The sequence below is a fragment of the Pseudomonas sp. GW-45 genome, assembly GCF_056896675.1.
Genome location: NZ_CM167674.1, coordinates 2731315 through 2755314, shown reverse-complemented (window position 1 = coordinate 2755314; position 24000 = coordinate 2731315). Strand labels below are relative to the sequence as shown.

Below are 24000 nucleotides of genomic sequence, written 5' to 3'. Positions count from 1 at the left end.
TCATTCGGCGGCGCGGAAGCTGGGTCTTACACCCACCTCTGCGCTAAAGCTGATCTCCTCGCCGTTGCGCAGTACACTCAGTTTGATACGGTCGCTCGGCTTAGCGCGAGCCACCTGATTCATTGCCTGACGTCCGCTGGTGGCGGGCTTGCCGTCAATTTGCAAGATCACATCGCCGGGCAGCAAGCCAGCGTTCCAGGCCGGGCCATTGCGGTACAAGCTCGCCACTACAATCCCTTGGCTGATCTCCAGACCGAATGACTCGGCCAACTCAGGCGTCATCGGTTGCACCTCTACGCCTAACCAGCCACGGATTACCCTGCCGTGCTGAATAATTGCCTGCATTACCTCAACTGCAAGCTTGGCCGGAATGGCAAAGCCGATGCCTTGCGCCGAACCTGCCTGCGAGAAAATCGCGGTATTAATGCCAATCAAATTGCCCTGCGCATCGACTAGTGCGCCTCCGGAGTTACCTTGATTGATCGCCGCATCAGTCTGGATGAAGTCTTCGTAGGTATTAAGCCCCAGCTGGTTGCGCCCGGTGGCACTGATGATGCCCATAGTCACGGTTTGGCCCAGCCCAAAAGGATTACCAATCGCCATCACTACGTCACCGATACGCTGTTGATCGCGTGAGTCTATGGTGACCGCCGGCAGGTTGGGCAGATCGATCTTTAATACCGCCAGGTCGGTCTCGGGGTCTGTGCCAATCAGCGACGCCAAGGCTTCGCGGCCGTCGCGCAAGGCAACCAGGATTTCATCAGATCCGGCGATGACGTGATTGTTCGTCAGCAGGTAGCCTTGGGAATTAAGGATTACCGCTGAACCGAGGCTGGACTGGCGCCGCTCAGGATTGGGCAAGGAGTCCGCATAATCGCGTACGCTGGGGTTGTCGAAGTTTCGTTTTTCGCCGGCCGCAATTTGTTTGCTGGTATAGATGTTAACAACGGCGGGAGCAGCTTGCTCGACGCCCGTAGCGTACGATATCGGGCCCATATTAGTACGGGTGCCGGTTACTTCACGCAGCACTATGTCGCGGGCGGGTAGGCCTAGCCATTGCGGGTACTGCTGCATGATTACCAGAGCCAACAACACGCCACAAACCACCGGCCAGCCCATACTGCGCAAGAAACTCTTCATCAAACCCTACTCTGAAGTGTGTTGAGCGCCACAGGCACCTTTTTCCGGGGCTACGCTCGATGAGTGCTGTTCGGGATTATTTGTCATGCGGACCTTGCAGCAATCGTTTGCGATCCTTGCCCACGATGGCTCGCAGTATAAAGGGTAACCGCTGATTATGCAGGCGCTGTGCGGCGATTGTTGTATCTGTAGCCCCGACACCGGAAAATAGCCGCTGATTTAGCATCCAGGAGAGCAGCATGGTTGAGCGCAATACGCTGGTGGAATACTGCAATAAGCTGTTGGCGGCAGATGCCTTCCAAGACTATTGCCCCAACGGTCTGCAGGTCGAAGGCAGCGCCCAAGTGCAGCGCATCGTAACCGGCGTTACTGCCAGCCAGGCCATGGTAGACGCTGCCGTGCAAGCTAAGGCTGATTTGCTGCTGGTGCACCATGGCTACTTCTGGAAGGGTGAATCAGCGGTGGTAGTGGGTATCAAGCAGCGCCGTTTGCGCGCGCTGCTGGTTAATGACGTTAACTTGCTGGCCTACCACCTGCCGTTGGACGTGCATGCCGAGCTGGGTAATAACGTGCAGCTGGCTAACCTAATGGGCTGGCGCATCACGGGCCCGCTCGAAGTGGGTAATCCGCGCTCAGTCGGTTTGGAAGGCGAGTTGGCTGAGCCGCAGAGTGGTGATCAGTTAGCACAGTCGCTCGCCACCGCGCTGCAGCGTGAGCCGCTGTTTATTGCAGGGCACCAGCGACCCGTTAAGCGTATTGCGTGGTGCACGGGCGCCGCGCAAGGTTATATCGACAAGGCGATCGCTCTGGGTGTTGATGCCTTTATTACCGGCGAGGTGTCGGAGCCAACAGTGCATGCCGCGCGCGAAAACGGCATCCACTTTTACGCGGCTGGTCATCACGCGACCGAACGCTACGGCGTGCAGGCTCTGGGTGAGCATCTGGCGCAGGTTTTTGGTGTGCAGCATGAATTTATCGATATCGATAATCCGGTCTGAGATGCTCAGCCAGAGACCATTTCGGCAGCACGACAACAGCGCCGCGAGCTATATCTTTATAACTTATAGGTATTGATCGGGCGCTTATTAGAATCACGTCTCTTTGTTACAATGCCCTCCAAAATGTGCACCCGGGATCTCATTTCCCCGTTTAACGCGAGTACACCATGCTGGAAAAATTGACCCATCTGAAGCAACTGGAAGCGGAAAGCATTCACATCATTCGTGAAGTGGCCGCCGAATTCGATAACCCGGTCATGCTTTATTCGATCGGCAAAGACTCCGCCGTGATGCTGCACCTGGCGCGCAAGGCCTTTTATCCGGGCCGTTTGCCGTTCCCTGTGTTGCACGTGGATACCGGCTGGAAATTCCAAGCCATGTACGAGTTCCGCGAAAAGATGGTCAAGGAAATGGATCTCGACCTACTGGTGCACATGAATCCCGAAGGCGTAGAGCAGGGTGTTAACCCCTTTACCCACGGTAGTGCTGTGCACACCGATGTGATGAAGACCCAAGGTCTGAAGCAGGCGTTGAACAAGTACGGCTTCGACGCCGCCTTTGGTGGCGCCCGCCGTGACGAAGAGAAGTCTCGTGCCAAAGAGCGGGTCTACTCCTTCCGTGACAAGCACCACCGCTGGGATCCAAAGAATCAGCGTCCTGAACTGTGGAACGTTTATAACGGCAAGGTCCACAAGGGCGAAAGCATTCGTGTGTTCCCGCTGTCCAACTGGACTGAGCTGGATATCTGGCAATACATCTATATGGACAACATCCCCATTGTGCCGTTGTACTTTGCGGGTGAGCGCCCAGTGGTAGAGCGCAATGGTTCGTTGATCATGGTCGATGATGAGCGCATGCCGCTGGAGCCGGGTGAAACGCCGATGATGAAACAGGTGCGTTTCCGTACCCTGGGCTGCTACCCGCTTACGGGTGCTGTTGAGTCGACTGCTGCCACGCTGCCAGAAATCATTCAGGAAATGCTGCTGACGCGTACCTCCGAACGCCAAGGCCGGATGATCGATCATGACCAGGCTGGTTCGATGGAAGAGAAAAAGCGCCAAGGCTATTTTTAATAGCCTTGTCAGCTTGAAGCCGGAAGCTTGAAGCTTAAAGCGACATGGAGGTCGCGATGGATTTCGAAAAACTTGAAGTGTGGAAGCGCTCAGCTCGGCTTTCGGTCAGTCTGTATAGAAAGATGGTTGGGCACCGCGATTGGGGCTTTCGGGATCAGATAACTCGTTCAGGTTTGTCGATTCCGAGCAACATCGCTGAAGGGATGAGTCGAGACGGCCCCCGCGAAAAAGTGCGGTTTCTGCTCATTGCTAAAGGCTCTTGTGCCGAGTTGCGAACCCAATTGTACATTGGTCGAGAGGCGGAAATGCTGGACCGCGATTTTGCAGGGGAAGCGGTTCAGGAAACGCGTGAGATCGCGGCCATGCTGGCAAGTTTGATTAACACTATCCGTGCTCAAGCAGCGATGGATAACGCGAAATAAATGACTGGCTTTGCTTCAAGCTTTCAGCTTCAAGCTTCCAGCTTTACAGAGTCGAGAATACGCTATGTCGCACCAATCCGATCTAATCAGCCAAGACATCCTGGCCTACCTGTCCCAGCATGAGCGCAAAGAACTACTGCGCTTTCTTACTTGCGGTAATGTCGATGACGGCAAAAGTACGCTGATCGGCCGCCTGCTGCATGACTCCAAGATGATCTACGAAGATCACATGGAAGCCATTACGCGCGACTCTAAAAAGTCCGGCACCACGGGCGAAGAAGTGGATCTGGCGTTGCTGGTTGATGGCCTGCAGGCAGAACGTGAGCAGGGCATCACCATTGACGTGGCCTACCGTTACTTCTCCACCGCCAAGCGCAAGTTCATCATTGCCGATACCCCCGGCCATGAGCAGTACACTCGCAATATGGCGACCGGCGCTTCCACCTGCGACCTGGCCATTATTCTGATCGACGCACGCTACGGCGTGCAGACGCAAACCAAGCGTCACAGTTTTATCGCCTCGCTGCTGGGCATCAAACACATCGTGGTTGCGGTCAACAAGATGGACCTGAAAGACTTTGATCAAGGCGTTTTTGACGGCATCTGCAACGATTACCGCGAATTCGCTTCAGGGCTCGAATTGCTCGACGGCAACAGCGTGCACTTTGTACCTATGTCGGCCCTCAAGGGCGACAACGTGGTCAACCGCAGTGAACGCAGCCCGTGGTACACCGGCCAGACGTTGATGGAAATTCTGGAAACCGTCGAGATTGCCGCCGACCGCAATATGACCGATCTGCGTTTCCCTGTGCAGCTGGTAACCCGCCCGAACCTGAACTTCCGTGGTTTTGCCGGCACCATCGCGTCTGGCGTAGTGCACAAGGGCGATGAGCTGGTCGTGCTGCCTTCCGGCAAGCGTAGTCAGGTTAAATCCATCGTGACTTTCGACGGCGAGTTGGAAGTGGCTGGCCCCGGTCAGGCCGTTACCCTGACACTGGAAGACGAAATCGACATCTCGCGTGGCGACATGCTGTGCCACGCCGATAATCTGCCGCTGATCGGCGATCAGTTCGATGCCACCTTGGTGTGGATGGCTGAGCAGCCTATGCAGCCTGGCCGCAAGTACGATATCAAGCGTGCGACCAGCAACAGCCCGGGTTCTTTCACGCGCATTCATCACCGTATCGACGTTAATACGCTGGATGAGCAGGGCGCCAGTCAGTTGGCCCTGAACGAAATCGGCCGGGTGGAGCTGTCGCTTGAGCGGCCCATCGCGTATGACGATTATCAAAGCAACCACACTTCCGGTTCCTTTATCGTCATCGACCGTATGACCAATGGCACTGTTGGCGCGGGCATGATCGTCGCCAAAGGCGCCAAGAGTCAGCATGCTGCTGGCAGCAGTCAGCACGGTCGCTTGGCCCACGTTACCGCACAGGAACGCGCTGATCGCTTTGGTCAGGATCCGGTTACTGTGTTGTTTACTGGCTTGTCTGGGTCGGGCAAGAGCAGCATTGCTTATGCACTGGAGCGTAAACTCTTTGATGCTGGCCGCGCCTGTTATGTGTTGGACGGCAAAGAGATGCGTCAGGATCTGAGCAAAGGTTTGCCGATGGACGCTGCTGGTCGTGCTGAGAATCTGCACAAAGGTGCGCGCATTGCCCGTCAGATGAACGACGCGGGTCTTATTGCTATTGGTGCCTTTGTAGCTCCCACTGAAGAAAGCCGCGCTACTGCGCGTTACATTCTCGGTGAACGATGCCTGCTGGTGTATCTGGATACTCCGATGGACGTTTGTCAGTCACGCGACCCGTCAGGTATCTACGCCGCTAACGTTGCCGACACCATTCCGGGTGTGTCTTTCCCTTACGAGACGCCAGACGATGCTGATTTGGTGCTCAATACTGCGGAGCTAGACCTCGCCGGCTGCGTCGATAAAGTGGTTGGCCTGCTGCGTGAACGCAAGCTGATCTGATGCGGAGCCAGTCATGACGCCAGCAGATATCGATTTTATGCGGCTGGCGCTGGCTGAAGCGCAGCGCGCTGCCGAACGGGGTGAAGTCCCGGTCGGCGCCGTGCTGGTGCAGGACGGTCAAGTGATCGGTCGTGGCTTCAATCAGCCGATCAGTAGCAACGACCCGAGTGCCCATGCCGAAATAGTCGCTATACGTCAGGCCGCGACCGCCGCGCAAAACTACCGCCTACCCGGCTCTACCCTCTATGTAACCCTCGAGCCCTGCACCATGTGCGCCGGCTTACTGGTGCACAGCCGTGTTGGGCGCTTGGTGTATGGTGCGCAGGAACCTAAATCTGGCGCAATACTTAGCCGCAGCCAAGTACTTGAGCAGCCGTGGATGAACCATCGGATGCTGGTTGAAGGCGGAGTATTGGCGCAGGAGTGTGGTGAGCTGTTGTCTGGTTTCTTTCGCGACCGCCGCAAGAAAGCTGATAGCGTCTGAGCTGATATCGCGGAGGCCGAGCGGCTCAGTCCTTGTCCCGACCTCGCGGTCAAATGCCTTCGGGTAACTGCTCCAAAATCCCGGGTGCCAGATACTGTTCGGTTGATTGCTGACGCGACTCTGACTGCGGCTGCGTGACCCATTGCAGGATGTCGTGATATCGACGGATGTTCTGCACGTAGTGAACCGGCTCCGAGCCGCGCGCATAGCCGTAACGGGTCTGGGTGTACCACTGTTTCTTTTGCAGTAGCGGCAGAAAATCCTTCACATCTATCCAGCGATTTGGATCACGGCCGTTCTTTTCGGTCAGCTTTCGCGCATCCTCCAAATGCCCCAATCCGACGTTGTAGGCCGCCAGTGCAAACCAGGTACGATCGGGCTCAGGAATGTCGGCAGAAATCTGATCGCGCACCCACACCAGGTACCGCGCGCCGCCCATGATGCTTTGCTGTGGATCGACTCGGTTGGTCACCCCAACAAATTTGGCGGTCGGCAACGTCAGCATCATCAAGCCGCGCACGCCGGTTGCCGAGCGAGCGGTTTCATCCCACAGTGACTCTTGATATGCCATGGCGGCCAACAAGCGCCAATCGAGCCCGTATTGATCGCCGGCTTGACGTAGGAAGGTCTCGTAACGCGGCAGGCGCGACTGCATATGTTCAGCAAAGGCGCGCGCGCCTACGTAGTCGAGCACATCTGAGTGGCCGTAAAAACGCTCGATCAATTGATCCAGCGTGCCGTCAGCCTTGATCTCGGCAAAGAAAGCATTTATCGCGTCTAGCAGGGTGCTTTCGGGGCGTTGCTTTAATGCCCAAGCCATCGGCTGCTCTTCGCCCAGATCGAAGGCCACGCTGACCGCCGGGTAAAAAGCCTGATTAACCACCAGTTCGTTGGAGTAAACGACCGCGGCATCTATCTCATCGTCGTTGACCAGGCGCAGTAGGTCGACCACTTCAAAACTGTCCGACTCTTCAAACATTAACTCGGGATGATCAGCCTGCAGTGCGCGCAGCTCATCGGCCAAGGTGCTGCCCTTGAGCACCATTAACCGCAAGCCATAGAGATCTTCGATGCTGCGTGGTTTGGTGCTGCCGCGGCGATAAACCACTTGTGGCGTCACATTGAGGTAGGGAGTCGCGAAGCGGATTTGTTCTTCTCGTTGCGGATTAACCGTCAGGCCCGCGGCGGCCACGTCAGGGCCTTCGTTACTGCCCAATTGCTGATACAAGTTCTCCACGGTGTCAGCGCTTTGCATTTCCAGCTCGACGCCCAGGCTGTCAGCAAAGCGTTTGCTCAGCTCGTACTCCAACCCGGTATCGCCGTTGCGGTCTTGATAGAAGGTGGTGGGCGTATTGCGGGTGATTACCCGCAACTCACCGGCCTCCCGGATATCTTCCAGTTGGGTGGTTTGTTCACAGGCGGTCAGCAGTCCTGCGCACAGGGCAACTGCCAAAGCCGGTAAAAAGAGTTTGCGTGCCGGTTTGTGATGCATGGCGCCAGTATAGGCAAAAGCGTGGCGGGGCAATAGCTCGACCTTCGACCGTGATTCTGCGAAATCTGCGCAAAGCTCACGCACGCCCGGCATGGCCCGTTGGCGCGGCTTGAGGTATCCTATGCGCCTTCCTTTTTCCATTTCCAGCATCTCCGAGGCCGATACCGACATGCATATCCTGCGTGGAGCCCCAGCCCTTTCTGATTTTCGTCGCAGCAAGCTGCTCGCCCTTCTGCAAAACCGCGTCGCCACCGTCAGTGGGGTGTATGCCGAATTCATGCATTTTGCGGAGCTGACCGCCGAACTGGACGAACAGACCGAGCACGTTCTATCGCGTCTGTTGCGCTACGGTCCTTCAGTTGCAGTGGAGGAGCCAGCCGGTGAACTGGTGTTAGTGATGCCGCGTTTTGGCACCATCTCGCCCTGGTCTAGCAAAGCGACCGACATCGCCCGCAACTGTGGCTTGAGTCAGGTTGCCCGGTTGGAACGTGGCGTCGCCTATTACGTCAGCGGCGAGTTCAGTGCCGCGCAGCGTGCGGAGCTGGTAGCCGAGCTGCATGACCGCATGACTGAAGTGGCGCTGGCCGTTCTGGACGCCGCTGCCGGTTTATTTGCCCACACCGAGCCCAAGCCCTTCCAGCGGGTTGATGTGCTGGCGGGCGGCCGCGCTGCTTTGGCCGAGGCCAATAACAGCCTGGGTCTGGCGCTGGCGGATGACGAAATCGATTATCTGGTAGATAGCTTCACCGCGCTGGAGCGTAACCCCAGCGACGTTGAACTGATGATGTTTGCGCAAGCCAACTCAGAGCACTGCCGCCACAAAATCTTTAACGCCACCTGGGATATCGACGGCCAGGCGCAGGAAAAAAGCCTGTTTGGCATGATCAAGAACACCTTTGAGCTGCATCCTGAAGGCGTGCTCTCGGCCTATAAAGACAACGCCGCAGTGATTGAAGGCTTTACTGCTGGTCGTTTCTTCCCAGCGCCGGGCAGCAACGAGTACCGGGCGCACGAAGAGCCGGTGCATATCCTGATGAAGGTCGAGACGCACAACCACCCCACTGCGATTTCGCCTTTTGCTGGAGCCGCCACCGGTTCAGGCGGCGAGATTCGTGATGAAGGCGCTACCGGTATCGGCGGCAAGCCCAAGGCGGGTTTGACGGGCTTTACCGTATCTAACCTGCGCATTCCTGGCTTTACCCATGCCTGGGAAGAAGACAACGGCAAGCCATCGCGCATCGTTACGCCGCTGCAAATTATGATCGAAGGCCCGCTCGGCGGCGCTGCGTTCAACAACGAGTTTGGTCGCCCCAACCTGAACGGTTACTTCCGTACTTTTGAGCAGACCATTGCATCGCCGCGCGGCCCGGAAACCCGTGGCTACCACAAGCCAGTGATGATCGCTGGCGGCCTGGGTAACATCCGCGCCAACCACGTCGAGAAATCCGAGATTCCGGTCGGTGCTAAGTTGGTTGTGCTGGGTGGCCCGGCCATGTTGATTGGTTTGGGCGGTAGCGCAGCGTCTTCCATGGATACGGGTAGCAGCGCCGAGGATCTGGATTTCGCCTCAGTGCAGCGTGAAAACCCGGAAATGGAGCGCCGTTGCCAAGAAGTCATCGACCGTTGCTGGCAGCTGGGTGACAAAAACCCCATCGCCTTTATCCACGACGTTGGCGCGGGCGGTCTATCTAACGCCTTCCCTGAGTTGATCAACGACGGTGGCCGTGGTGGCCGATTTGAGTTGCGCAGCGTCCCGAATGACGAGCCGGGCATGAGCCCCTTGGAAATCTGGTCTAACGAATCCCAGGAACGTTATGTAATGGCGGTGCCAAACGCCGATTACGAGCGGTTCGCAGCCCTGTGCGAACGCGAGCGTTGCCCCTTCGCCGTGGTGGGTGAAGCCACTGAAGAACAATTGCTGGTGCTTAACGACCAGCACTTTGATAACCAGCCAGTCGACATGCCGCTGTCGGTCCTGCTCGGCAAGCCGCCGCGCATGCACCGCAGTGTTGAGCGCGAAGCAGAGCAGGGCGACGATTTTGACGCTTCCACTGTTGATCTGGCAGACGCCGCAGAGCGCGTATTGCGCCTGCCCGCCGTTGCCAGCAAAAGCTTCCTGATCACCATTGGTGACCGCAGCATTACCGGTCTGGTCGCACGCGATCAGATGGTCGGCCCCTGGCAAGTGCCGGTTGCGGATTGCGCTGTAACCGCCACCAGCTTCGACGTGAATACCGGTGAAGCCATGGCGATGGGTGAACGCACTCCGCTGGCGCTGCTGGACGCGCCAGCTTCTGGCCGCATGGCAGTAGCAGAAACCGTGACCAACCTGGCCGCCGCGCGTATCGATAAGCTGTCGGACATTAAGCTCTCCGCCAACTGGATGTCCGCTGCCGGTCACCCCGGTGAAGATGTACGCCTGTACGAGACGGTTAAAGCGGTGGGCATGGAGTTGTGTCCTGAACTGGGCATTACCATCCCGGTCGGCAAAGACTCCATGTCGATGAAGACCCGTTGGGACGAGTCCGGCGCAGAGAAATCGGTTACCTCGCCGTTGTCATTGATCGTCACCGGTTTTGCTCCCGTGCAAGACATTCGCGCCACCCTGACGCCACAACTGCGCCTGGATCACGGCCCCACCGACCTGATCGCCATTGACCTGGGTCGCGGCCAAAACCGCATGGGCGGTTCCGCGCTGGCGCAGGTGTACAACAAAATCGGGCAAACAGTGCCTGACCTGGACGACGCCGAAGACCTCAAGGCGTTCTTTGCTGTCATTCAGGGGCTGAACCAAGACGAAATGCTGCTTGCTTACCACGACCGCTCCGACGGTGGCCTGTTCACCACGCTAGCGGAAATGGCTTTTGCCGCGCGTTGTGGTTTAAGCATCAATCTCGACGTGCTCACGCAGGATGCCAAGGCCTTGCCGGCCGTGCTGTTCAGCGAAGAGCTCGGCGCCGTTATCCAAGTAGCCCAGGACGACACGGCCGACGTGCTCAGCCAGTTCTCTGATGCCGGTCTGGAAGAGTGCTGCGCCGTGATTGGTCAGCCCACGGCTGACCCCGCTATCGTTTTCCAGCTCGCGGGTGAAACCGTACTGGAGCATTCGCGTGCCGCTTGGCAACGTGCCTGGACTGAAACCAGCTGGCACATTCAGCGCCTGCGCGACAACGTTGAGTGTGCTGATCAAGAATTTGAAGCCATTGCCGACGACGCCAATCCGGGTCTGCAAGCGCTGCTTGGTTTTGAAATCAACGAAGACATAGCCGCGCCTTTGATTGCCTCCGGCAATCGTCCGCGTATCGCCATCCTGCGAGAGCAGGGTGTTAACGGTCAGGTAGAAATGGCCGCTGCCTTTACTCGGGCTGGCTTTACCGCCATCGATGTACACATGAGCGATATCCTCAGTGGCCGCGTCACGCTGGAAGGCTTCCGTGGTCTGGTCGCGTGCGGCGGCTTCTCGTATGGTGATGTACTGGGCGCCGGCGAAGGCTGGGCCAAATCCATCCTGTTCAACGCCATCGCCCGCGAAGCCTTCACTGACTTCTTTGCTCGCACCGATACCTTCGCCCTCGGCGTCTGTAACGGCTGCCAAATGCTCTCCAACCTGCGCGAGCTGATTCCCGGCAGCGACCACTGGCCGCACTTCGTCCGCAACAAGTCCGAGCAGTTTGAAGCGCGGGTTGCCATGGTTGAAGTACAGCCCTCGTCGTCGATCTTCCTCAACGGTATGGTTGGCTCACGTATGCCCATCGCCATCGCCCACGGCGAAGGACACGCTGAGTTTGCTGATAGCGCCGCTGTGGATGCCTGCGAAGCAGCCAACGCGGTTGCGCTACGTTACGTCGATAACCGTGGCCGCATGACCGAGCGTTACCCAGCCAACCCCAACGGCTCCCCGCGTGGCATCACCGGTCTGACCACCCGCGACGGCCGCGTCACCATCATGATGCCGCACCCGGAGCGGGTGTTCCGCGCCGTGCAGAACTCCTGGTATCCCGACGACTGGAGTGAAGATGGCGCTTGGATGCGCATGTTCCGCAATGCGCGGGTATGGGTGGGTTAACCCAACAGCATCAATCAGCAGTAGTAGCACAATCCCGGCATCAGCCGGGATTGTGCTTTCTGGCCTGCGCGCGAGCTAAAAATAGGCCATGGACAAAAACCGGCAGGCTGAATTACTCTCAGCTCAAGCAAAGGAATTGCAGTTACCCCGCCTCTCAGGTGGTTTTCAACCACCGTCACGGCAAGGACAGCCAGCACATTCCCTTTCGCTCAATGTAAAAGTTGCTCCAACTTGTCCGTGAAAAGGATAGGGGGATAGCGTGCCTGCTGATCAGCATCAGCCCAGTGGGCTCTGCACCCCGGCAAAGCCCTGACCCAGTACATGCGTATAGATTTGAGTGGTGCGCACATCAGCGTGCCCTAGTAGCGTTTGCACTGTACGAATATCGCTGCCTCGGCGCAGAAGCTCGGTAGCAAAGGTGTGTCGAAAGGTATGGCAGCCAGCGGGCTTGCCAACACATGCGCCGCGCACCGCGATTTTTACCGCTCGCTGTACGCTGCTAACGTGCAAATGGTGGCGAACACCGTTGCCGTCTTCATCAAGGCAAAGATTGAGCGAAGGGAAAAACCACTGCCATTCCAGCGAGCGAGAAGCAGTAGGGTATTTGCGGCGTAATGCGAAGGGCAGGGATACAGGCGCCGAGAAAAACACGTCCTGAGCTTTCCAAGCTGTAGCTATACGTTGCATGCGTTCACGCAAGCTCTCGATCAAAGAGGCCGGTAATAAGGTCGTGCGGTCCTTCCCACCTTTACCATCTCTGACAGTGATGATCTGCTTATCGAAATCGATATCTTTAATGCGCAGGCGCGTTGTTTCAACGACCCGCAAACCGGCGCCATACATTAGCGACGCCATGATCTGATAGGGCTGTGCCAACCGCTCAATGATGTTCATGGCTTCTGTGTGAGTCAGCACTACTGGTAATTTTGGCGGACGCTTGACTCTTATCGTGTCGCCAATATCACCCAAGGGTTGTTCGAGTACGCGCGCATAAAGAAAGACAATGGCATTCAGCGCCAAATTTTGGGTGGCAGCGGCGACCTGCCTCTCGGTTGCCAGCCAACTGAGAAATGCATTCACCTCAGCAGGGCCAAGCTCAAGCGGATGGCGCATTTTATGAAAACGGATAAAGTAACGAATCCAGTACCAGTAGCTTTTTTCGGTTCGGATGCTGTAATGGTTAACACGAATGACCGCGCGAAACTGATCGCGCAAGCGAGGTTTGGGAGATACGCTATCCATGCTGACTCCGTAGCTGTTTATTTATACAGTAGTAATAGATTCATAAAATGTCGAAGTCAAGCGAATACATTTGGATTTTTGGCGAGAGCGGTAAGGTATTGATTTTATTTGAAAAGAATTTTTCAGTTTTGCCGGAAACTCGGAGTTATCTCGAACGCGCGGTTATGTATTAATACCGCGTGCTATCTAATCACTGTTAGAGAGCTAGGAGAGCCTCGTTGAAGATCGATAGATCAGCTATTTGGGCTGAATGCTTGGCACGCGGTTTATCCAACAACGAGAACCTTCCCGAATTGGAAGAATCTCTTAGCCTGAGGCCGCTGAAGGAGATCGTGGGCCGGATCATGGCTCTTCATGGCATCGTGGCCTGCTCTTACGGATATTCGCCGACACAGACGTTGAAGTGGCTGGAAGAAAACGGGGTAGTTGGCTTTCTCACTAGCTCTGAGCGCATTGCGCTTGAGTCCTCCGGGTCAATGGCAGAATACCAGTGGGAGGTTTACAGCTTGTATGCTCTTGCGTGGGTGCTCGGGCTTATCAACGGGTACAGCGCAACGTCTGAGATGCCGGATACATTGGTCAATGTTTTGCCAGATATCAAGGAAGGGGAAGCGATAGAGCATTTCTACTCGCGGGTATCGCTTCGGGGAGAGCGCGAGATAATAGTTCAACTGGATGCATCGTACTGTGTTCATTGGGCTATTCTTGACGCCGCGCAAAGGGGTATTGCTTCTCCTGTTGAGGGTGCAATCCAACGTCGCCGAGCACTCGAATGGTGTATGAGTGATAAAGACTGGGATTCCATCTCCCTTGATACGTAACAGCTCTATAACCATCGGCTGCACAGCGACCGATTTTCCGCCGCGTTGCGGCTCCAAACCGGCGCGTGAGCCGGGCGTTATACGAGAACAAGGAGCATGTCCGTGAGAAAGGTTCTAGAACCAGTATGGCCTTGGATCGCAGCTTCAATCATCACGCTTATAGCAAGTTTTATACTTCACAAACTAGGCCATAAAGGGCTTAGCTTTGATCGTGGCGGTGCATTGGTTTGTCTCTACGGAGTTATCCTCGGCTGCATCTACGCAAAGTTCGGCCCCGTTTCCGGCGCATTTTCTGAAGTCAAAGTTATGCCTAACGGTGAGCAGGTGGTTTATATCCCCGGTGCTGAGTTTAAAAAACACCTGTACACGGGCTTCGTGCTGTCAGGAATAGGAACCCTTATCTGGGCATTCGGGGCGTCCGTATAACAATGCGCTCAAATCGCTCACTTCGTTCGCTGGGACTGGCTAAAGCCAGCCCCTTAGCTTAATCGTTAGGCATCACACTCGGAGGTAACGGATGACTGATAGAGATAAAAGCTATGACCCTGGTATCTACGCTGCACTTGGCGAGAAATCGCGTGCGGGCGACATGAACGCCTTTGAGGCAATTAAGCAAGGAGCGGCACAGGGGCATGGCTACGCTCAATTGGAGTTGGGATTCAACTATGCAAAGGGATCCTGCGTAAAACAAGACAACCGACTCGCAGCTCAATGGTATGAAAAGGCTGCTGCGCAGGGAGTTCTTAATGCGCAGTTCAATCTTGGTTGCCTGCACTACCTTGGACAAGGATGCAAGCGAAGCGTCGTTGATGCACTTCACTGGTTCAAGATGGCTGCAGATGGGGGCCACGAGAGAGCCAAGCAAAATCTAATCCCAATGCAGATGGAAGCGGAGCTCACTGCAGAAGAGCATGCCATCTGGGCAGCAAGGGGCATCAACAAGGCCCCGGGAATTGTTAAGTATGATTTGGCTCATGGCTACCTTGCAGAACTGAAAGCTCTAGCAGCTGACCCAGAAGTCAGGCAGGGATTGAGAGCGGCAGCGACAGACGGGCGCTACGGACTAGCAAAAGCAGCTGAGATAGGCCAAGCGTTGACGCTGGTCTATAACGTTTCGTCTTCCACGCCCCTTGCAGTAGAAAAAGTTCTTTATTGCGCAGCAAATAATGACTGGCAAGCCTTTGAGACAATGCCGGCACAGCAAGCGATTCGCTAGTGATGCCTAACAATTCATTCAAGCCGAACCCGCTTCGCGGGTCGGCTTAATTCAGGCGTTAGGCTCCTGAAGAATGCCGCCATAAGAAGAGGTGTAGAGATGGGATTCGAAGGTTTTAGTATTTCGGAATTAATCATCGTGATTGGGGTTTTCGCATTGATCATATGGCGTCTGGTCCGAGCATCCAAGAAGTCGAGCTCATCTGTGACGTCAGGGAGTTCAGGGAGTTCAGGTGAGAATACTGCGTACTTGGCGGGACGCCAACTCCGTCGAACCATAGATAACGCTTACACCAATTCACGTAAAAAGTCTGATCTAGAGGCACGCGGATTTAAATATGATGCTCTAGCTAAACTCAAAGCTTTGCATGAAAATGGCGTTATATCTGATAGTGAGTTTGAAGCAGAAAAGTCAGAAATTCTGGGGCGGTAATCACCTAACAAGCGGCAGCACGGTGACCACTTCTCCGCCGCTCCGCGGCTACAAATCGGCACGTGTGCCGGGCGTTACACCCCCAATGAATTGAGTTCTATTATATGAAGAAGGAATTTTACAGGTTCAGACGTATCAATAGTTTGATTGGTGAGTTTGAAGAATTAGAAAATCAAAGCATCTATTTTGCAGAGCCAGAATCATTAAACGACCCAATGGAAGGCTTTCGGGATTTGTACTGGAGGGGTGACTTCATAGTATGGAGAAACTTGTTTCGACATTATTTATTATGCCTCGAGAGGCTTTGTTCTTTGTTAATAATTTCAGGCGAAGAGCACCCCATTACTACAGCCCACATGCCTGTTTTTTCTGGTGAGGAAGATTTTCCTACACCAATGTATCAAAAGCTATTCGTAAAAATTACAAACAAATTCTTTGATAACGAAAGCCTAATTAAATTTATCGAATCAATTTCTAAGCGAACAACACCTGTAAGAAGAGATGAATTATTTTTCTATCTTCGAAATATCCATAGCTTTGCGCTTGAAGTCATTTATTCAGAATACGAAAGAAGTGGACTTATTCCTGAGCGAAAAAATAAAAATTCTGAAGCAGATAAACCAATTTGCGACCTATTAAGCCAAGACTTTATAGGTATTCTTGAGAAAACCTTACGTGAGAGTGGGGGTGACGAAAAAATAGCAAACGCTATGTTTTCAGCGCATCATCATAGTAACCAGCAGATGGATCTCATATATCGATATAATGGAAATTTCGATAGTGACAAAAAGAATAGGAATCTAGTAATTATTGAGTTCCCTAAAGAATATATCTCTCAGATTGAGAAGTTGGTTTTTCCAGATTGGTATACCGCATGTTTTATGTCTGAGTGTAAGAGTTCTTCAGTGTGGGGGCATTATGGTGATAATCATTCTGGTGCTTGCTTAATCTTTAATGCCGATGTAATTAATGAAAAACCCTCTCTAAACCTAAAAGGAAGAAATGGTTACAGCTCAACATCTGGCCCTACTTATGGATTTAGTAACAGAATGTTTTATCCGATAGATTACATTCAAGGTTATGGTCAAATAGATTTTTTTCGCATGCTTGGCCGCCTTCCTACCCCTAAGCTGAATTCCATGTGGTACACGTTAAATGGTTCATTGAGTGAATGTGCAGATGACATGATTAAATCTGAAGATAGTTGGCGTGAAAATTATTGGGCAAATTTTTATAGAGATGTAACAGTTAAATCAAAAGATTGGTCATATGAAAACGAACATCGCTTGATCCTTGCCAGCTCATTAGATAGCTTTTCAGATCCAAAAGATAGGTCATTAAATTACGGATTCTCATCTCTTAAAGGCATTATTTTTGGTATTAAAACGACAACAGAAGATAAGTTGAAAGTAATAAAAATAATTGAGAAAAAATGTAGAGAAACAGATAGAGATGATTTTAAGTTTTACCAAGCGCATTACTCGCCGGAAGAAAAGTGCATAACATATTCTGAAATGTCTCTACTCAGCTTTACAAAAGAGGTGTAACAAGTTGCTGCACTCGGAAAAATTACTCGCTGCGCTCCTAATTTTCCGGTGAGCAAGGCGTTAATCGCTACGCTTCGTCACTCCCTCGCTAGCCACCTTGGATTCCTGCGTTGACAGCAAATGAGTCCTCCATTGACAACTAACTCGGGTGGTTTAAAGCTAATCGCGATCCTTGAAGCAACCAAAGGGCTTTTTGCGTTATTGGTTGGCCTAGGTGTGCATGAGCTTGCAAGTAAGGATCTGCAGCAATTCGCGGAACGCTTGGTGGAGCACTTGCACTTGAATCCGGCCAGCCATTACCCCGGCGTTTTCATTCATGCCTTGGGTGCGGTTAAAGACTCAAATCTGGTGTTTATAGCCATTGGCGCGCTTGCTTATGGCGTAGTTCGTTTTATCGAGGCATATGGTCTTTGGCATGGTTATCGATGGACCGAATGGTTTGCTCTGCTTAGCGGCGCTATCTATATGCCGTTCGAGGTGTATGAGGCGTTCACCCACACAAGCCTGATAAGTCTTCTAGTACTGATCATCAATGCTTTTATCGTTTTGTACATGCTTAAGGTGGTGATGAAGAAGCATCATACGAGTGCTTGAAATGCCTGCGAGCTGAGCTTCAACTCAACCACCCGCAATACAGGGTGAGTATTTTGACGTTGAGGTTGGTCAGTAGTAGATATGGCTACAAACGATGCGTTAGAGCCATTTGGTTTTTACTCGAATAAGCGCTGCCTTTGCCCATCAAGAGGTTCAATGCTCTATGCAAACGCCCACGATCAACCCTTCCATTCGCTCATTAGCGGCATGCGCCGTGCTCGTGTTGCTGGTTAGTGGTTGCGACAGTCAACGCCCGGACGCCGCCCAAGATGCCGCCCCGGGCTCTGCCGATAGGGTTTCTGCACCTGCCACCGATGCTTGGCTTGGCAAGTGGAACGGGCCTGAAGGCACATTTCTGCAGCTCGATGGTGGGGATGGGCAGTACGAGGTCACTATCCAAAATCTGGATGGCCCTGCCTCGTTCCAGGGGACTGCCGTAGGTGATCAAGTCACCTTTGAACGTAATGGCGTGAAGGAAACTATTAGGGCGTCTAATGGCGTTGAGACAGGCATGAAGTGGCTGAGCGAGAAGTCCGACTGCCTGACCGTTCGGCCCGGTGAAGGCTACTGTCGAGATTGATTAGTGCTGATGGGCCTAGATGATTCGATCAGGCAGTGGGAGCAAGATGGGCACTGCACTTGACCATTCGACCATCGCATACACGCACAATGCGCGCAGGCTGGTTTTGCGCGTTATAGGAAATGGCATGCATAGGTTTTTCCGCGCGGGCTTCACCTGCTCACTCCTTGCGTTCGCGTCTTCTGCGTTTGCAACTAGCCAGTGCCCCTCCGAATTTGCAACCAAAGATCCAAGCGTCAACGCTATCGGGTGGCTGGTTGTTGCGGTGGGTATCATCCTTGGTGGGTTTCTTCTTGGTTTCGTCATCAAGTGGTCGCGGGGTAGCGGCGTTTTAAAGCGTATTGCTTTCATCGGCCTTGCGATTGTTGGTATGGTCTTTATAGGCGTGGCCGGATTAGCTCTGGCGATTGCGTATTTTTTTCTGCAATGCTAACGGCTGCCGGATAATTCATCTGCCGTACCAGCGTGGGTAGGAAAATTAAAAGGAATTGATTACCTAACCGCCGTCACCCAGCGTGGCGGTTTACCTCAAGCGTTACGCGCTACAGCTCGGTGAATGTATGAAGAACGCCAGTTACCTATTTTTAGTCTTGTTGCTGCTTCAGGGTTGCGCAGGCACGCGATACAGCTATACCAGCCTGGTTGAACAGACCGATGACGTTTCAGTGTTGCGCGTACAGCGCGGCGAAGTAACGGAACTATTGGCCGTGGGTGACGGTTTTCCCGGCTGGTGGGGGTATTACCCCGGTGTGATTTCATCCTCACCAGAAATCGCCAGTGTTGACTGCAAAAAGGCTAGAAGTGTGATTCCCTTTCGTGAGCCTGGTGTCATTTTCGGAGGGGAGGTTTGTAATCTGACCGCCCACAAGGCAGGCAAGGCAACGCTCTACTTTGGTAATAAATTCGCCGTTGACCGCGAAGGCTTTGAAGAGAAAGTCGATGTGATTGTTGAATGATAAGGTGAGTTGAGTATGAGAAGGGTTACGGCGGTACCGCTAGCCGTCTTGTTTTCAGTGAACGCGATAGCTGCGCTCGCACCTGAGTATCAAAATGAAAAAGACTTGGGGGTCATGGTTGAGTTTGTTAGGAGCCATGAGAGGGTTATTGCTACTTTAAAATCAATCGATTTTGAAAAGCGCATTGTCTATTTTGGCGATGATTGTGAAGCCATATTCGGTCGGGAGTTCACGTTAAGACCGCCTGGATGGGTTGGGCCCGCAGCATCGCTTGAGCTCAAGTCGTCTACCTGCCGCCTGGACTGACAGTTGATGGCTTAGGTTCCGGCTTCCAATAGCAGTCAACCCACGGAGAACATATGGGTCTTATTTTGCTTCCTTTGTTTGCGGCCTGGTTTGTGGGCGCTGGCTACTCTGTGATTATGTTGTACTCCCTCTTTACCGGGGATAAGCCGGCTCTATACGCTATAGCCGTCGGTGTATGTGGGTTGTTACTGGCCCTGGTGTACGCGCGCTATGGCTTGTCGGCGTTCAGACTTAAAGACGAGGTATGGGCCTTCGAAATACCGATGTTTTTCCTCCTCAATAAATACGCAATCGCTGTTTTTGCCCTGGCCGCTGGGGTTTATTTCCTCGGGTGGAATCTTCCTGCGTTTACTCACACCTCAGCAATTTGCTTCTTATTGGCATTTTCAATGTCAGTTGGCTCGCTGATGGGCAGCTTTTATTCGAATTCGTTTTTGCAAAAACATGACATTAGCGTGACCTACTAAGTTGACGTTTTGGCTTAAGGGCGGCTATCTGAGTAGGGGGAGTTATCTCGGTGCATTACATTCCACATCCAGTCAGGGCGACAGGCTTCCTGCGCTAGCGAATCAACAGGCTTAGGCATGAAAGATATTGAGTTTTCGAGAGATCAGAAAGATCGAATGGTCAGCAAAATTAAAACCTACTTCAATGCCGAGCTACAGCAAGACATTGGTGGTTTTGAGGCAGAGTTTTTGATCGACTTTTTTGCCCGCGAGTTGGGGCCCTGTTTTTATAATCGTGGCCTCTTTGATGCTCAGCAGGTATTCAATGAGAAGGTGGAGGAGGCTGGGTACGTCATACAGGAGCTGGAGCAGCCAGAAGGCTAGGCTGCTTTGTCGTCCGGCTCGCCTACGGCAAACTCCGAGGGGAAGCGACGGATTACCAGCGTCAGGCCAAACCCAAGGGTGAGCACAATCACGGTAAAGCTGAACGCGGCGGTAAATCCTTCGGTGGTTTCGATCAGCCAGCCGGCAATCGCCGGGCCGAGAAACTGGCCTACTGCAAAGAACAGCGTCGCGAAACTGAAGGCGATAGGAATATAGCGAGGCGCGACCTGATCCGTTGCCGTTGTTTGAATCATCGCAAATACCCCATTTAGCGATATCCCCAGCAGCAAAAAGTGGAAGAAGAAGTAGGGCAGGGTTTGCGCTATGAGTGGCAGCGCCATGGCCACGACCACCATGAACAGCGATATAGTCAGTGCGTTGCCCCGGCCCCAGAAATCGGATACCCACCCCCACAACGGACCCGCAGCTATAGACAGCAGCCCCATCATTGCCACATAGCTTCCTGCGGTAGATTCACTGAAGCCGTTTTCCACCATATAACTGACCATAAACACCGTTTGAACGATGTAGCCCAAGCCAATGATGCCGTAGGTAGTGGCTACGATCAGCACCCGTGGATTACGGTAGATCAGCCACTTTTCATTGGCAGGTAGGTGCCCGCCCCCGCCTGCAGCCTGTGGAGGGTTCTTTACAAATAGGCTGATGATAATCGCTACGAACAGTGCGGTGCCGGCAAATACCCCCCAACTAACCCGCCAGCCTTGCTCTCCGAACGCGTTGAGCAGAAAGGGCACCAGCATCCCGGTCACGAGAATACTAAGACCCACGCCGCTGCTCATACAGCCGATCACCAAGCCCCGGTGGTCCGGGAACCATGCGGCCAGCAACGCGACCATGGGGGCAAACGCAAAGGCAGCGCCAATACCCAATAAGCCCATCAGGATGGCTATCAGCCAGAAATTAGCCGCTACGGTTAGCCCTGCAAAGCCCACTACCACCATCAACATTCCAAGCAAAATAGAGGCCTTGGCTCCCCAGCGAGCAGCGGCCAGGCCGCCGGCGAGAACGAAGCAGACATAGCACAGCGCTGCCACCGTGCTAAGCATGCCTGCCTGTTGATAAGAAAACCCGAGGTCCGTGCGCATTGAAGGCAAAATCACGCCGTAAGCCAGGCGCGCAAAACCGATCACTACCAATGACGTAAGGGTGCCGCACAACACGGTGATGATCATGTTCGGGCGGTTGTTGCTTAACGACATGGTGGCTCTCTTATCGGCTTGGTCTTCGCGGGCGCTCAGGTTAACAGCTTTCCGATGCACTGACCGGCGGAGCTCCAGGTGCTTATTTTCTTTGTTGCGTGCTTTCTTGGTTGCCGCTCTCCATGCGCCGTTCTAGAGCGTCAGGCGTGCTCGTTATGGCATCAAATTCAGCCTGCGGATGATGCCGTTCCGCAAGCTTTGGTTGGCATCATGACGTAATTTAAAAGTCGTTTTATTTGCAATGGGGGGAAGCAATCCGTAGGGTGGGCCGCCAATTTTTTAGTCACGTTGGACGTAATGCCACCTTCTTCTAGTGTTTCTCGACCTGTAGTGCCTGCTTCCGCTGTAAATAGCCCTCCGCATCGTTTTGGCGATCCTCTTGTTCTCACGCTTACCATGGGGTTTATCGTTCTGTTCGTTGGATTATCGATCTATGACGCCGCTTGGTTAACCGCGCAGATCGACATCGGCTTTGCCTGGACAGCTAAAACGATGGGTTCGTTTTTTCAGCTGTTGCTGCTGGCGACCTTCTTTATTTCAATTGGCGTGGCTTTGAGTCGGGCAGGGCAGGCCAAGGTCGGTAATCTTGATGAGCCGGAGATCAGTACCTTCCGTTGGCTGTCCATGGTGATGTGTACGCTGCTGGCCGGTGGTGGGGTGTTTTTTGCCGCGGGTGAGCCGGTTTATCACTTTGTTGTGACGCCGCCGGCATTTGATACCGAGGCTGGCACTGCTGCGGCTGTAGCGCCTGCGCTAGCGCAATCCTTTATGCACTGGGGATTTCTGGCGTGGGCAGTGTTGGGCTCGTTGGCTGCCATCGTGTTGGCCTACGCTCACTACAATCAAGGTAAACCACTGCAACCGCGCACCTTGCTCTATCCCGTATTCGGCGATTGGATTCTCTCCAGCTGGGTTGGCGGCGTAGTAGATGCGCTCTGCGTTATCGCTATTGTCGCCGGTACCGTAGGCCCGATTGGCTTTCTGGCTACCCAGATGAGTTATGGGCTGCAGGTGTTGTTTGGCTTTTCTAATGGCTTCTTCACGCAGCTGGTTATTCTGATGTTGCTGGCGACGGTCTACATTGCGTCGGCGATGAGTGGCGTGCATAAGGGCATACAGCTGTTGAGCCGTTTTAACGTGTTTCTTGCACTGACCATCGGCGCGGTTATTTTTGTGTTTGGCCCCACGCTGTTTTTAACCAATGTGTATTTGCAGTCGATGGGTGAATACGTGACCTCGTTTTTTGCCATGGCAACGCTTACATCTGAGACGGCGCCAGAGTGGTGGATGAAGTGGTGGACGGTATTCTTCTTTGCCTGGTTTATCGGCTATGCACCGCTGATGGCTATTTTTGTGGCGCGTATCTCGCGCGGTCGCACTATCCGTCAAATGGTGATTGCAGTTGCGGTGTTAGCACCGATTGCCACCACCATCTGGTTCACCCTGCTGGGTGGCTCGGGTATTTACTATCAACTGACCGGCGCGGTCGACCTGGCAAAAGCATTGGAAGGCTTCTCCTTTGACGTGGCCACCTTGTCGGTTGCCCAAGCGCTGCCGGGTGGCGCCTGGATGGCGGGTGCGATTTTGCTGCTGACTACGATTTTTGTAGCCACCACCGGCGATTCTATGAGCTACGCCATTGCGGTAGTGGGTGCTGGTCACGATGAGCCGCACGTTGCCATCCGTGCTTTCTGGGGCGGTGCCATGGCGCTGATGACCGGTATTCTGTTGTATTTGGGTGGTGGGCAGATTGGCGTGTTGCAGCAGTTTATTGTGATCACTGCCATTCCGGTTTCGCTCATCATCCTGCCTTCTTTATGGACCGGCCCTCGGGCCGCCATGGCGATGGCGCGAGAGCAGAACCTGCTTTAACGGTCTTGGCACGAACTAACTGGCGCCCCGGCAGGTCTTTATTGCTGGGGCGTTTCGCGTTTCAGGCAAAGGAACGCGTGTTGCTCTGACTGGTTCATATGCTCCTGCCTAACTACCCACAACTTAATTACTCCCGGAGGCGTCATGGCGCAACTACCGACTGAAGCCAAGCAGCGGGCGATAATTCAACGGCTAGACAAATTCAGCCGTTTGACGGATAGCAGCATCGGCCTACCTTTCACTCGCTTCAAAATTGGTTTGGAGGCAGTTATTGGCCTGGTGCCAGTGGCGGGCGACTTCGTGGGGTTGGGGTTGTCCGCTTATGTGCTGCTGGAGGCACAACGTGCGGGTGCGAGTAAGGACGTGAAGCGCCGCATGCTACGCAATATCGTTATCGATTTTGTGGGCGGCTTGATCCCAGTCGTGGGGGATGCCTTTGATGCTATTTACAAAGCCAATACCCGTAATACCCAGCTGTTGAAAAACTATCTTGAGAAACAGTTGAACACAGAGCCGCCCCCGGCATCTTTTCCTTGGAAGATGTTGGTCGGTTTGTCTGCGCTATTCGCCGTCATTGTGGGCGGTGTCGCGCTCATTGTGTAATAGCAATGACCTAGCTACTTCTAGCTGTTTAATTCGCACGCGATTATAGAAGCGCCTTATAGGGTCGTATTGCCGAAGTGTCTGCGCGCCTGAGCGCTGCCGCCATTGTGCTAATGTCTGGTCCGCAGGCT

General features: G+C 53.8%; 24 protein-coding genes. 20 read left to right on the top strand and 4 right to left on the bottom strand.

The genetic code is table 11. The annotated features are described in order from the left end of the window. A complete protein-coding gene (locus AC1XYH_RS12705; RefSeq protein WP_483323538.1) occupies positions 1–1140 on the bottom strand; it encodes a S1C family serine protease in 1140 nt (379 codons plus the stop codon). Between the two features lie 239 nt (positions 1141–1379). On the opposite strand from AC1XYH_RS12705, the gene AC1XYH_RS12700 reads away from it, so the two are divergent. The 5 genes from AC1XYH_RS12700 (at position 1380) to tadA (ending at position 6092) form a co-directional block, all read left to right on the top strand. Further along, positions 1380–2138: a Nif3-like dinuclear metal center hexameric protein gene (locus AC1XYH_RS12700; RefSeq protein ID WP_483323537.1), complete on the top strand. Its 759-nt coding sequence runs from the start codon at positions 1380–1382 to the stop codon at positions 2136–2138. A gap of 167 nt (positions 2139–2305) precedes the next feature. Next, positions 2306–3211, top strand: a complete 906-nt coding sequence (gene cysD, locus AC1XYH_RS12695; RefSeq protein WP_483323536.1) for a sulfate adenylyltransferase subunit CysD — start codon at positions 2306–2308, stop codon at positions 3209–3211. A gap of 56 nt (positions 3212–3267) precedes the next feature. Next, positions 3268–3633: a four helix bundle protein gene (locus tag AC1XYH_RS12690; protein WP_483323535.1), complete on the top strand. Its 366-nt coding sequence runs from the start codon at positions 3268–3270 to the stop codon at positions 3631–3633. 64 nt (positions 3634–3697) lie between these two features. After that, positions 3698–5608 carry a sulfate adenylyltransferase subunit CysN gene (cysN, locus tag AC1XYH_RS12685; RefSeq protein WP_483323534.1) on the top strand — a complete coding sequence of 637 codons (1911 nt, stop codon included), beginning with the start codon at positions 3698–3700 and terminating at the stop codon, positions 5606–5608. A gap of 13 nt (positions 5609–5621) precedes the next feature. Then, positions 5622–6092: a tRNA adenosine(34) deaminase TadA gene (tadA, locus tag AC1XYH_RS12680; protein WP_483323533.1), complete on the top strand. Its 471-nt coding sequence runs from the start codon at positions 5622–5624 to the stop codon at positions 6090–6092. A 49-nt stretch (positions 6093–6141) separates the two neighbouring features. Here tadA and mltF read toward each other — a convergent pair whose 3' ends face one another. Continuing rightward, complete coding sequence (mltF, locus tag AC1XYH_RS12675; RefSeq protein ID WP_483326380.1) at positions 6142–7584, bottom strand: membrane-bound lytic murein transglycosylase MltF; 1443 nt, start codon at positions 7582–7584, stop codon at positions 6142–6144. 169 nt (positions 7585–7753) lie between these two features. Here mltF and purL point away from each other — a divergent pair, with 169 nt between their 5' ends. Further along, positions 7754–11650, top strand: coding sequence for a phosphoribosylformylglycinamidine synthase (gene purL, locus AC1XYH_RS12670; RefSeq protein ID WP_483326379.1), 3897 nt, complete (start codon positions 7754–7756; stop codon positions 11648–11650). A 276-nt stretch (positions 11651–11926) separates the two neighbouring features. Here purL and AC1XYH_RS12665 read toward each other — a convergent pair whose 3' ends face one another. Beyond that, positions 11927–12892, bottom strand: a complete 966-nt coding sequence (locus AC1XYH_RS12665) for an integron integrase (protein WP_483323532.1) — start codon at positions 12890–12892, stop codon at positions 11927–11929. A 218-nt stretch (positions 12893–13110) separates the two neighbouring features. Here AC1XYH_RS12665 and AC1XYH_RS12660 point away from each other — a divergent pair, with 218 nt between their 5' ends. The 12 genes from AC1XYH_RS12660 to AC1XYH_RS12605 all read left to right on the top strand — a co-directional run bounded on the left by AC1XYH_RS12660 (position 13111) and on the right by AC1XYH_RS12605 (position 20174). Continuing rightward, positions 13111–13713 (top strand): DUF4272 domain-containing protein, encoded by a 603-nt coding sequence (locus tag AC1XYH_RS12660; RefSeq protein ID WP_483323531.1) that lies wholly within the window; start codon positions 13111–13113, stop codon positions 13711–13713. A 102-nt stretch (positions 13714–13815) separates the two neighbouring features. Then, positions 13816–14139, top strand: coding sequence for a hypothetical protein (locus tag AC1XYH_RS12655; protein ID WP_483323530.1), 324 nt, complete (start codon positions 13816–13818; stop codon positions 14137–14139). 91 nt (positions 14140–14230) lie between these two features. After that, a complete protein-coding gene (locus AC1XYH_RS12650) occupies positions 14231–14929 on the top strand; it encodes a tetratricopeptide repeat protein (RefSeq protein WP_483323529.1) in 699 nt (232 codons plus the stop codon). Positions 14930–15028: 99 nt separating this feature from the next. Beyond that, positions 15029–15361, top strand: a complete 333-nt coding sequence (locus tag AC1XYH_RS12645; RefSeq protein ID WP_483323528.1) for an SHOCT domain-containing protein — start codon at positions 15029–15031, stop codon at positions 15359–15361. Between the two features lie 104 nt (positions 15362–15465). Next, complete coding sequence (locus AC1XYH_RS12640; RefSeq protein ID WP_483323527.1) at positions 15466–16908, top strand: DUF2971 domain-containing protein; 1443 nt, start codon at positions 15466–15468, stop codon at positions 16906–16908. Between the two features lie 132 nt (positions 16909–17040). Continuing rightward, on the top strand, positions 17041–17502 hold the full coding sequence (locus AC1XYH_RS12635; RefSeq protein WP_483323526.1) for a DUF2127 domain-containing protein: 462 nt from the start codon (positions 17041–17043) through the stop codon (positions 17500–17502). Between the two features lie 163 nt (positions 17503–17665). Further along, entirely contained in the window at positions 17666–18082 is a 417-nt protein-coding gene (locus AC1XYH_RS12630) for a hypothetical protein (RefSeq protein WP_483323525.1), read from the top strand. A 46-nt stretch (positions 18083–18128) separates the two neighbouring features. Further along, the gene (locus tag AC1XYH_RS12625) at positions 18129–18515 is read left to right on the top strand and encodes a hypothetical protein (protein WP_483323524.1); all 387 of its coding nucleotides are present in this window, start codon (positions 18129–18131) and stop codon (positions 18513–18515) included. Between the two features lie 127 nt (positions 18516–18642). Further along, the gene (locus AC1XYH_RS12620) at positions 18643–19038 is read left to right on the top strand and encodes a hypothetical protein (protein WP_483323523.1); all 396 of its coding nucleotides are present in this window, start codon (positions 18643–18645) and stop codon (positions 19036–19038) included. Between the two features lie 15 nt (positions 19039–19053). After that, on the top strand, positions 19054–19344 hold the full coding sequence (locus tag AC1XYH_RS12615) for a ssr3402 family protein (protein ID WP_483323522.1): 291 nt from the start codon (positions 19054–19056) through the stop codon (positions 19342–19344). A gap of 53 nt (positions 19345–19397) precedes the next feature. Beyond that, complete coding sequence (locus AC1XYH_RS12610) at positions 19398–19811, top strand: hypothetical protein (protein ID WP_483323521.1); 414 nt, start codon at positions 19398–19400, stop codon at positions 19809–19811. Between the two features lie 117 nt (positions 19812–19928). Continuing rightward, positions 19929–20174: a DUF2164 domain-containing protein gene (locus AC1XYH_RS12605; RefSeq protein ID WP_483323520.1), complete on the top strand. Its 246-nt coding sequence runs from the start codon at positions 19929–19931 to the stop codon at positions 20172–20174. Here the strand turns inward: AC1XYH_RS12605 and AC1XYH_RS12600 are convergent. Further along, positions 20171–21394, bottom strand: a complete 1224-nt coding sequence (locus tag AC1XYH_RS12600) for an MFS transporter (RefSeq protein WP_483323519.1) — start codon at positions 21392–21394, stop codon at positions 20171–20173. The two genes, AC1XYH_RS12605 and AC1XYH_RS12600, sit on opposite strands and share 4 nt — an antisense overlap. 396 nt (positions 21395–21790) lie before the next feature. Between AC1XYH_RS12600 and AC1XYH_RS12595 the strand changes: the two genes are divergently transcribed. Then, the gene (locus AC1XYH_RS12595; RefSeq protein ID WP_483323518.1) at positions 21791–23266 is read left to right on the top strand and encodes a BCCT family transporter; all 1476 of its coding nucleotides are present in this window, start codon (positions 21791–21793) and stop codon (positions 23264–23266) included. Positions 23267–23410: 144 nt separating this feature from the next. Then, positions 23411–23869 carry a DUF4112 domain-containing protein gene (locus tag AC1XYH_RS12590; protein WP_483323517.1) on the top strand — a complete coding sequence of 153 codons (459 nt, stop codon included), beginning with the start codon at positions 23411–23413 and terminating at the stop codon, positions 23867–23869. Positions 23870–24000: the final 131 nt, after the last annotated feature.

Bases quoted from the DNA above. Each gene is read 5' to 3' on its own strand.
- mltF (WP_483326380.1), bottom strand. From the start codon at position 7,584: ATGCATCACAAACCGGCACGCAAACTCTTTTTACCGGCTTTGGCAGTT.
- AC1XYH_RS12590 (WP_483323517.1), top strand. From the start codon at position 23,411: ATGGCGCAACTACCGACTGAAGCCAAGCAGCGGGCGATAATTCAACGG.
- cysD (WP_483323536.1), top strand. From the start codon at position 2,306: ATGCTGGAAAAATTGACCCATCTGAAGCAACTGGAAGCGGAAAGCATT.
- AC1XYH_RS12665 (WP_483323532.1), bottom strand. From the start codon at position 12,892: ATGGATAGCGTATCTCCCAAACCTCGCTTGCGCGATCAGTTTCGCGCG.
- AC1XYH_RS12615 (WP_483323522.1), top strand. From the start codon at position 19,054: ATGAGAAGGGTTACGGCGGTACCGCTAGCCGTCTTGTTTTCAGTGAAC.
- AC1XYH_RS12650 (WP_483323529.1), top strand. From the start codon at position 14,231: ATGACTGATAGAGATAAAAGCTATGACCCTGGTATCTACGCTGCACTT.
- AC1XYH_RS12600 (WP_483323519.1), bottom strand. From the start codon at position 21,394: ATGTCGTTAAGCAACAACCGCCCGAACATGATCATCACCGTGTTGTGC.
- AC1XYH_RS12630 (WP_483323525.1), top strand. From the start codon at position 17,666: ATGCAAACGCCCACGATCAACCCTTCCATTCGCTCATTAGCGGCATGC.
- AC1XYH_RS12605 (WP_483323520.1), top strand. From the start codon at position 19,929: ATGAAAGATATTGAGTTTTCGAGAGATCAGAAAGATCGAATGGTCAGC.
- purL (WP_483326379.1), top strand. From the start codon at position 7,754: ATGCATATCCTGCGTGGAGCCCCAGCCCTTTCTGATTTTCGTCGCAGC.
- tadA (WP_483323533.1), top strand. From the start codon at position 5,622: ATGACGCCAGCAGATATCGATTTTATGCGGCTGGCGCTGGCTGAAGCG.
- AC1XYH_RS12610 (WP_483323521.1), top strand. From the start codon at position 19,398: ATGGGTCTTATTTTGCTTCCTTTGTTTGCGGCCTGGTTTGTGGGCGCT.
- AC1XYH_RS12595 (WP_483323518.1), top strand. From the start codon at position 21,791: ATGGGGTTTATCGTTCTGTTCGTTGGATTATCGATCTATGACGCCGCT.
- AC1XYH_RS12645 (WP_483323528.1), top strand. From the start codon at position 15,029: ATGGGATTCGAAGGTTTTAGTATTTCGGAATTAATCATCGTGATTGGG.
- AC1XYH_RS12640 (WP_483323527.1), top strand. From the start codon at position 15,466: ATGAAGAAGGAATTTTACAGGTTCAGACGTATCAATAGTTTGATTGGT.
- AC1XYH_RS12705 (WP_483323538.1), bottom strand. From the start codon at position 1,140: ATGAAGAGTTTCTTGCGCAGTATGGGCTGGCCGGTGGTTTGTGGCGTG.
- AC1XYH_RS12690 (WP_483323535.1), top strand. From the start codon at position 3,268: ATGGATTTCGAAAAACTTGAAGTGTGGAAGCGCTCAGCTCGGCTTTCG.
- AC1XYH_RS12625 (WP_483323524.1), top strand. From the start codon at position 18,129: ATGGGCACTGCACTTGACCATTCGACCATCGCATACACGCACAATGCG.
- AC1XYH_RS12620 (WP_483323523.1), top strand. From the start codon at position 18,643: ATGAAGAACGCCAGTTACCTATTTTTAGTCTTGTTGCTGCTTCAGGGT.
- cysN (WP_483323534.1), top strand. From the start codon at position 3,698: ATGTCGCACCAATCCGATCTAATCAGCCAAGACATCCTGGCCTACCTG.
- AC1XYH_RS12700 (WP_483323537.1), top strand. From the start codon at position 1,380: ATGGTTGAGCGCAATACGCTGGTGGAATACTGCAATAAGCTGTTGGCG.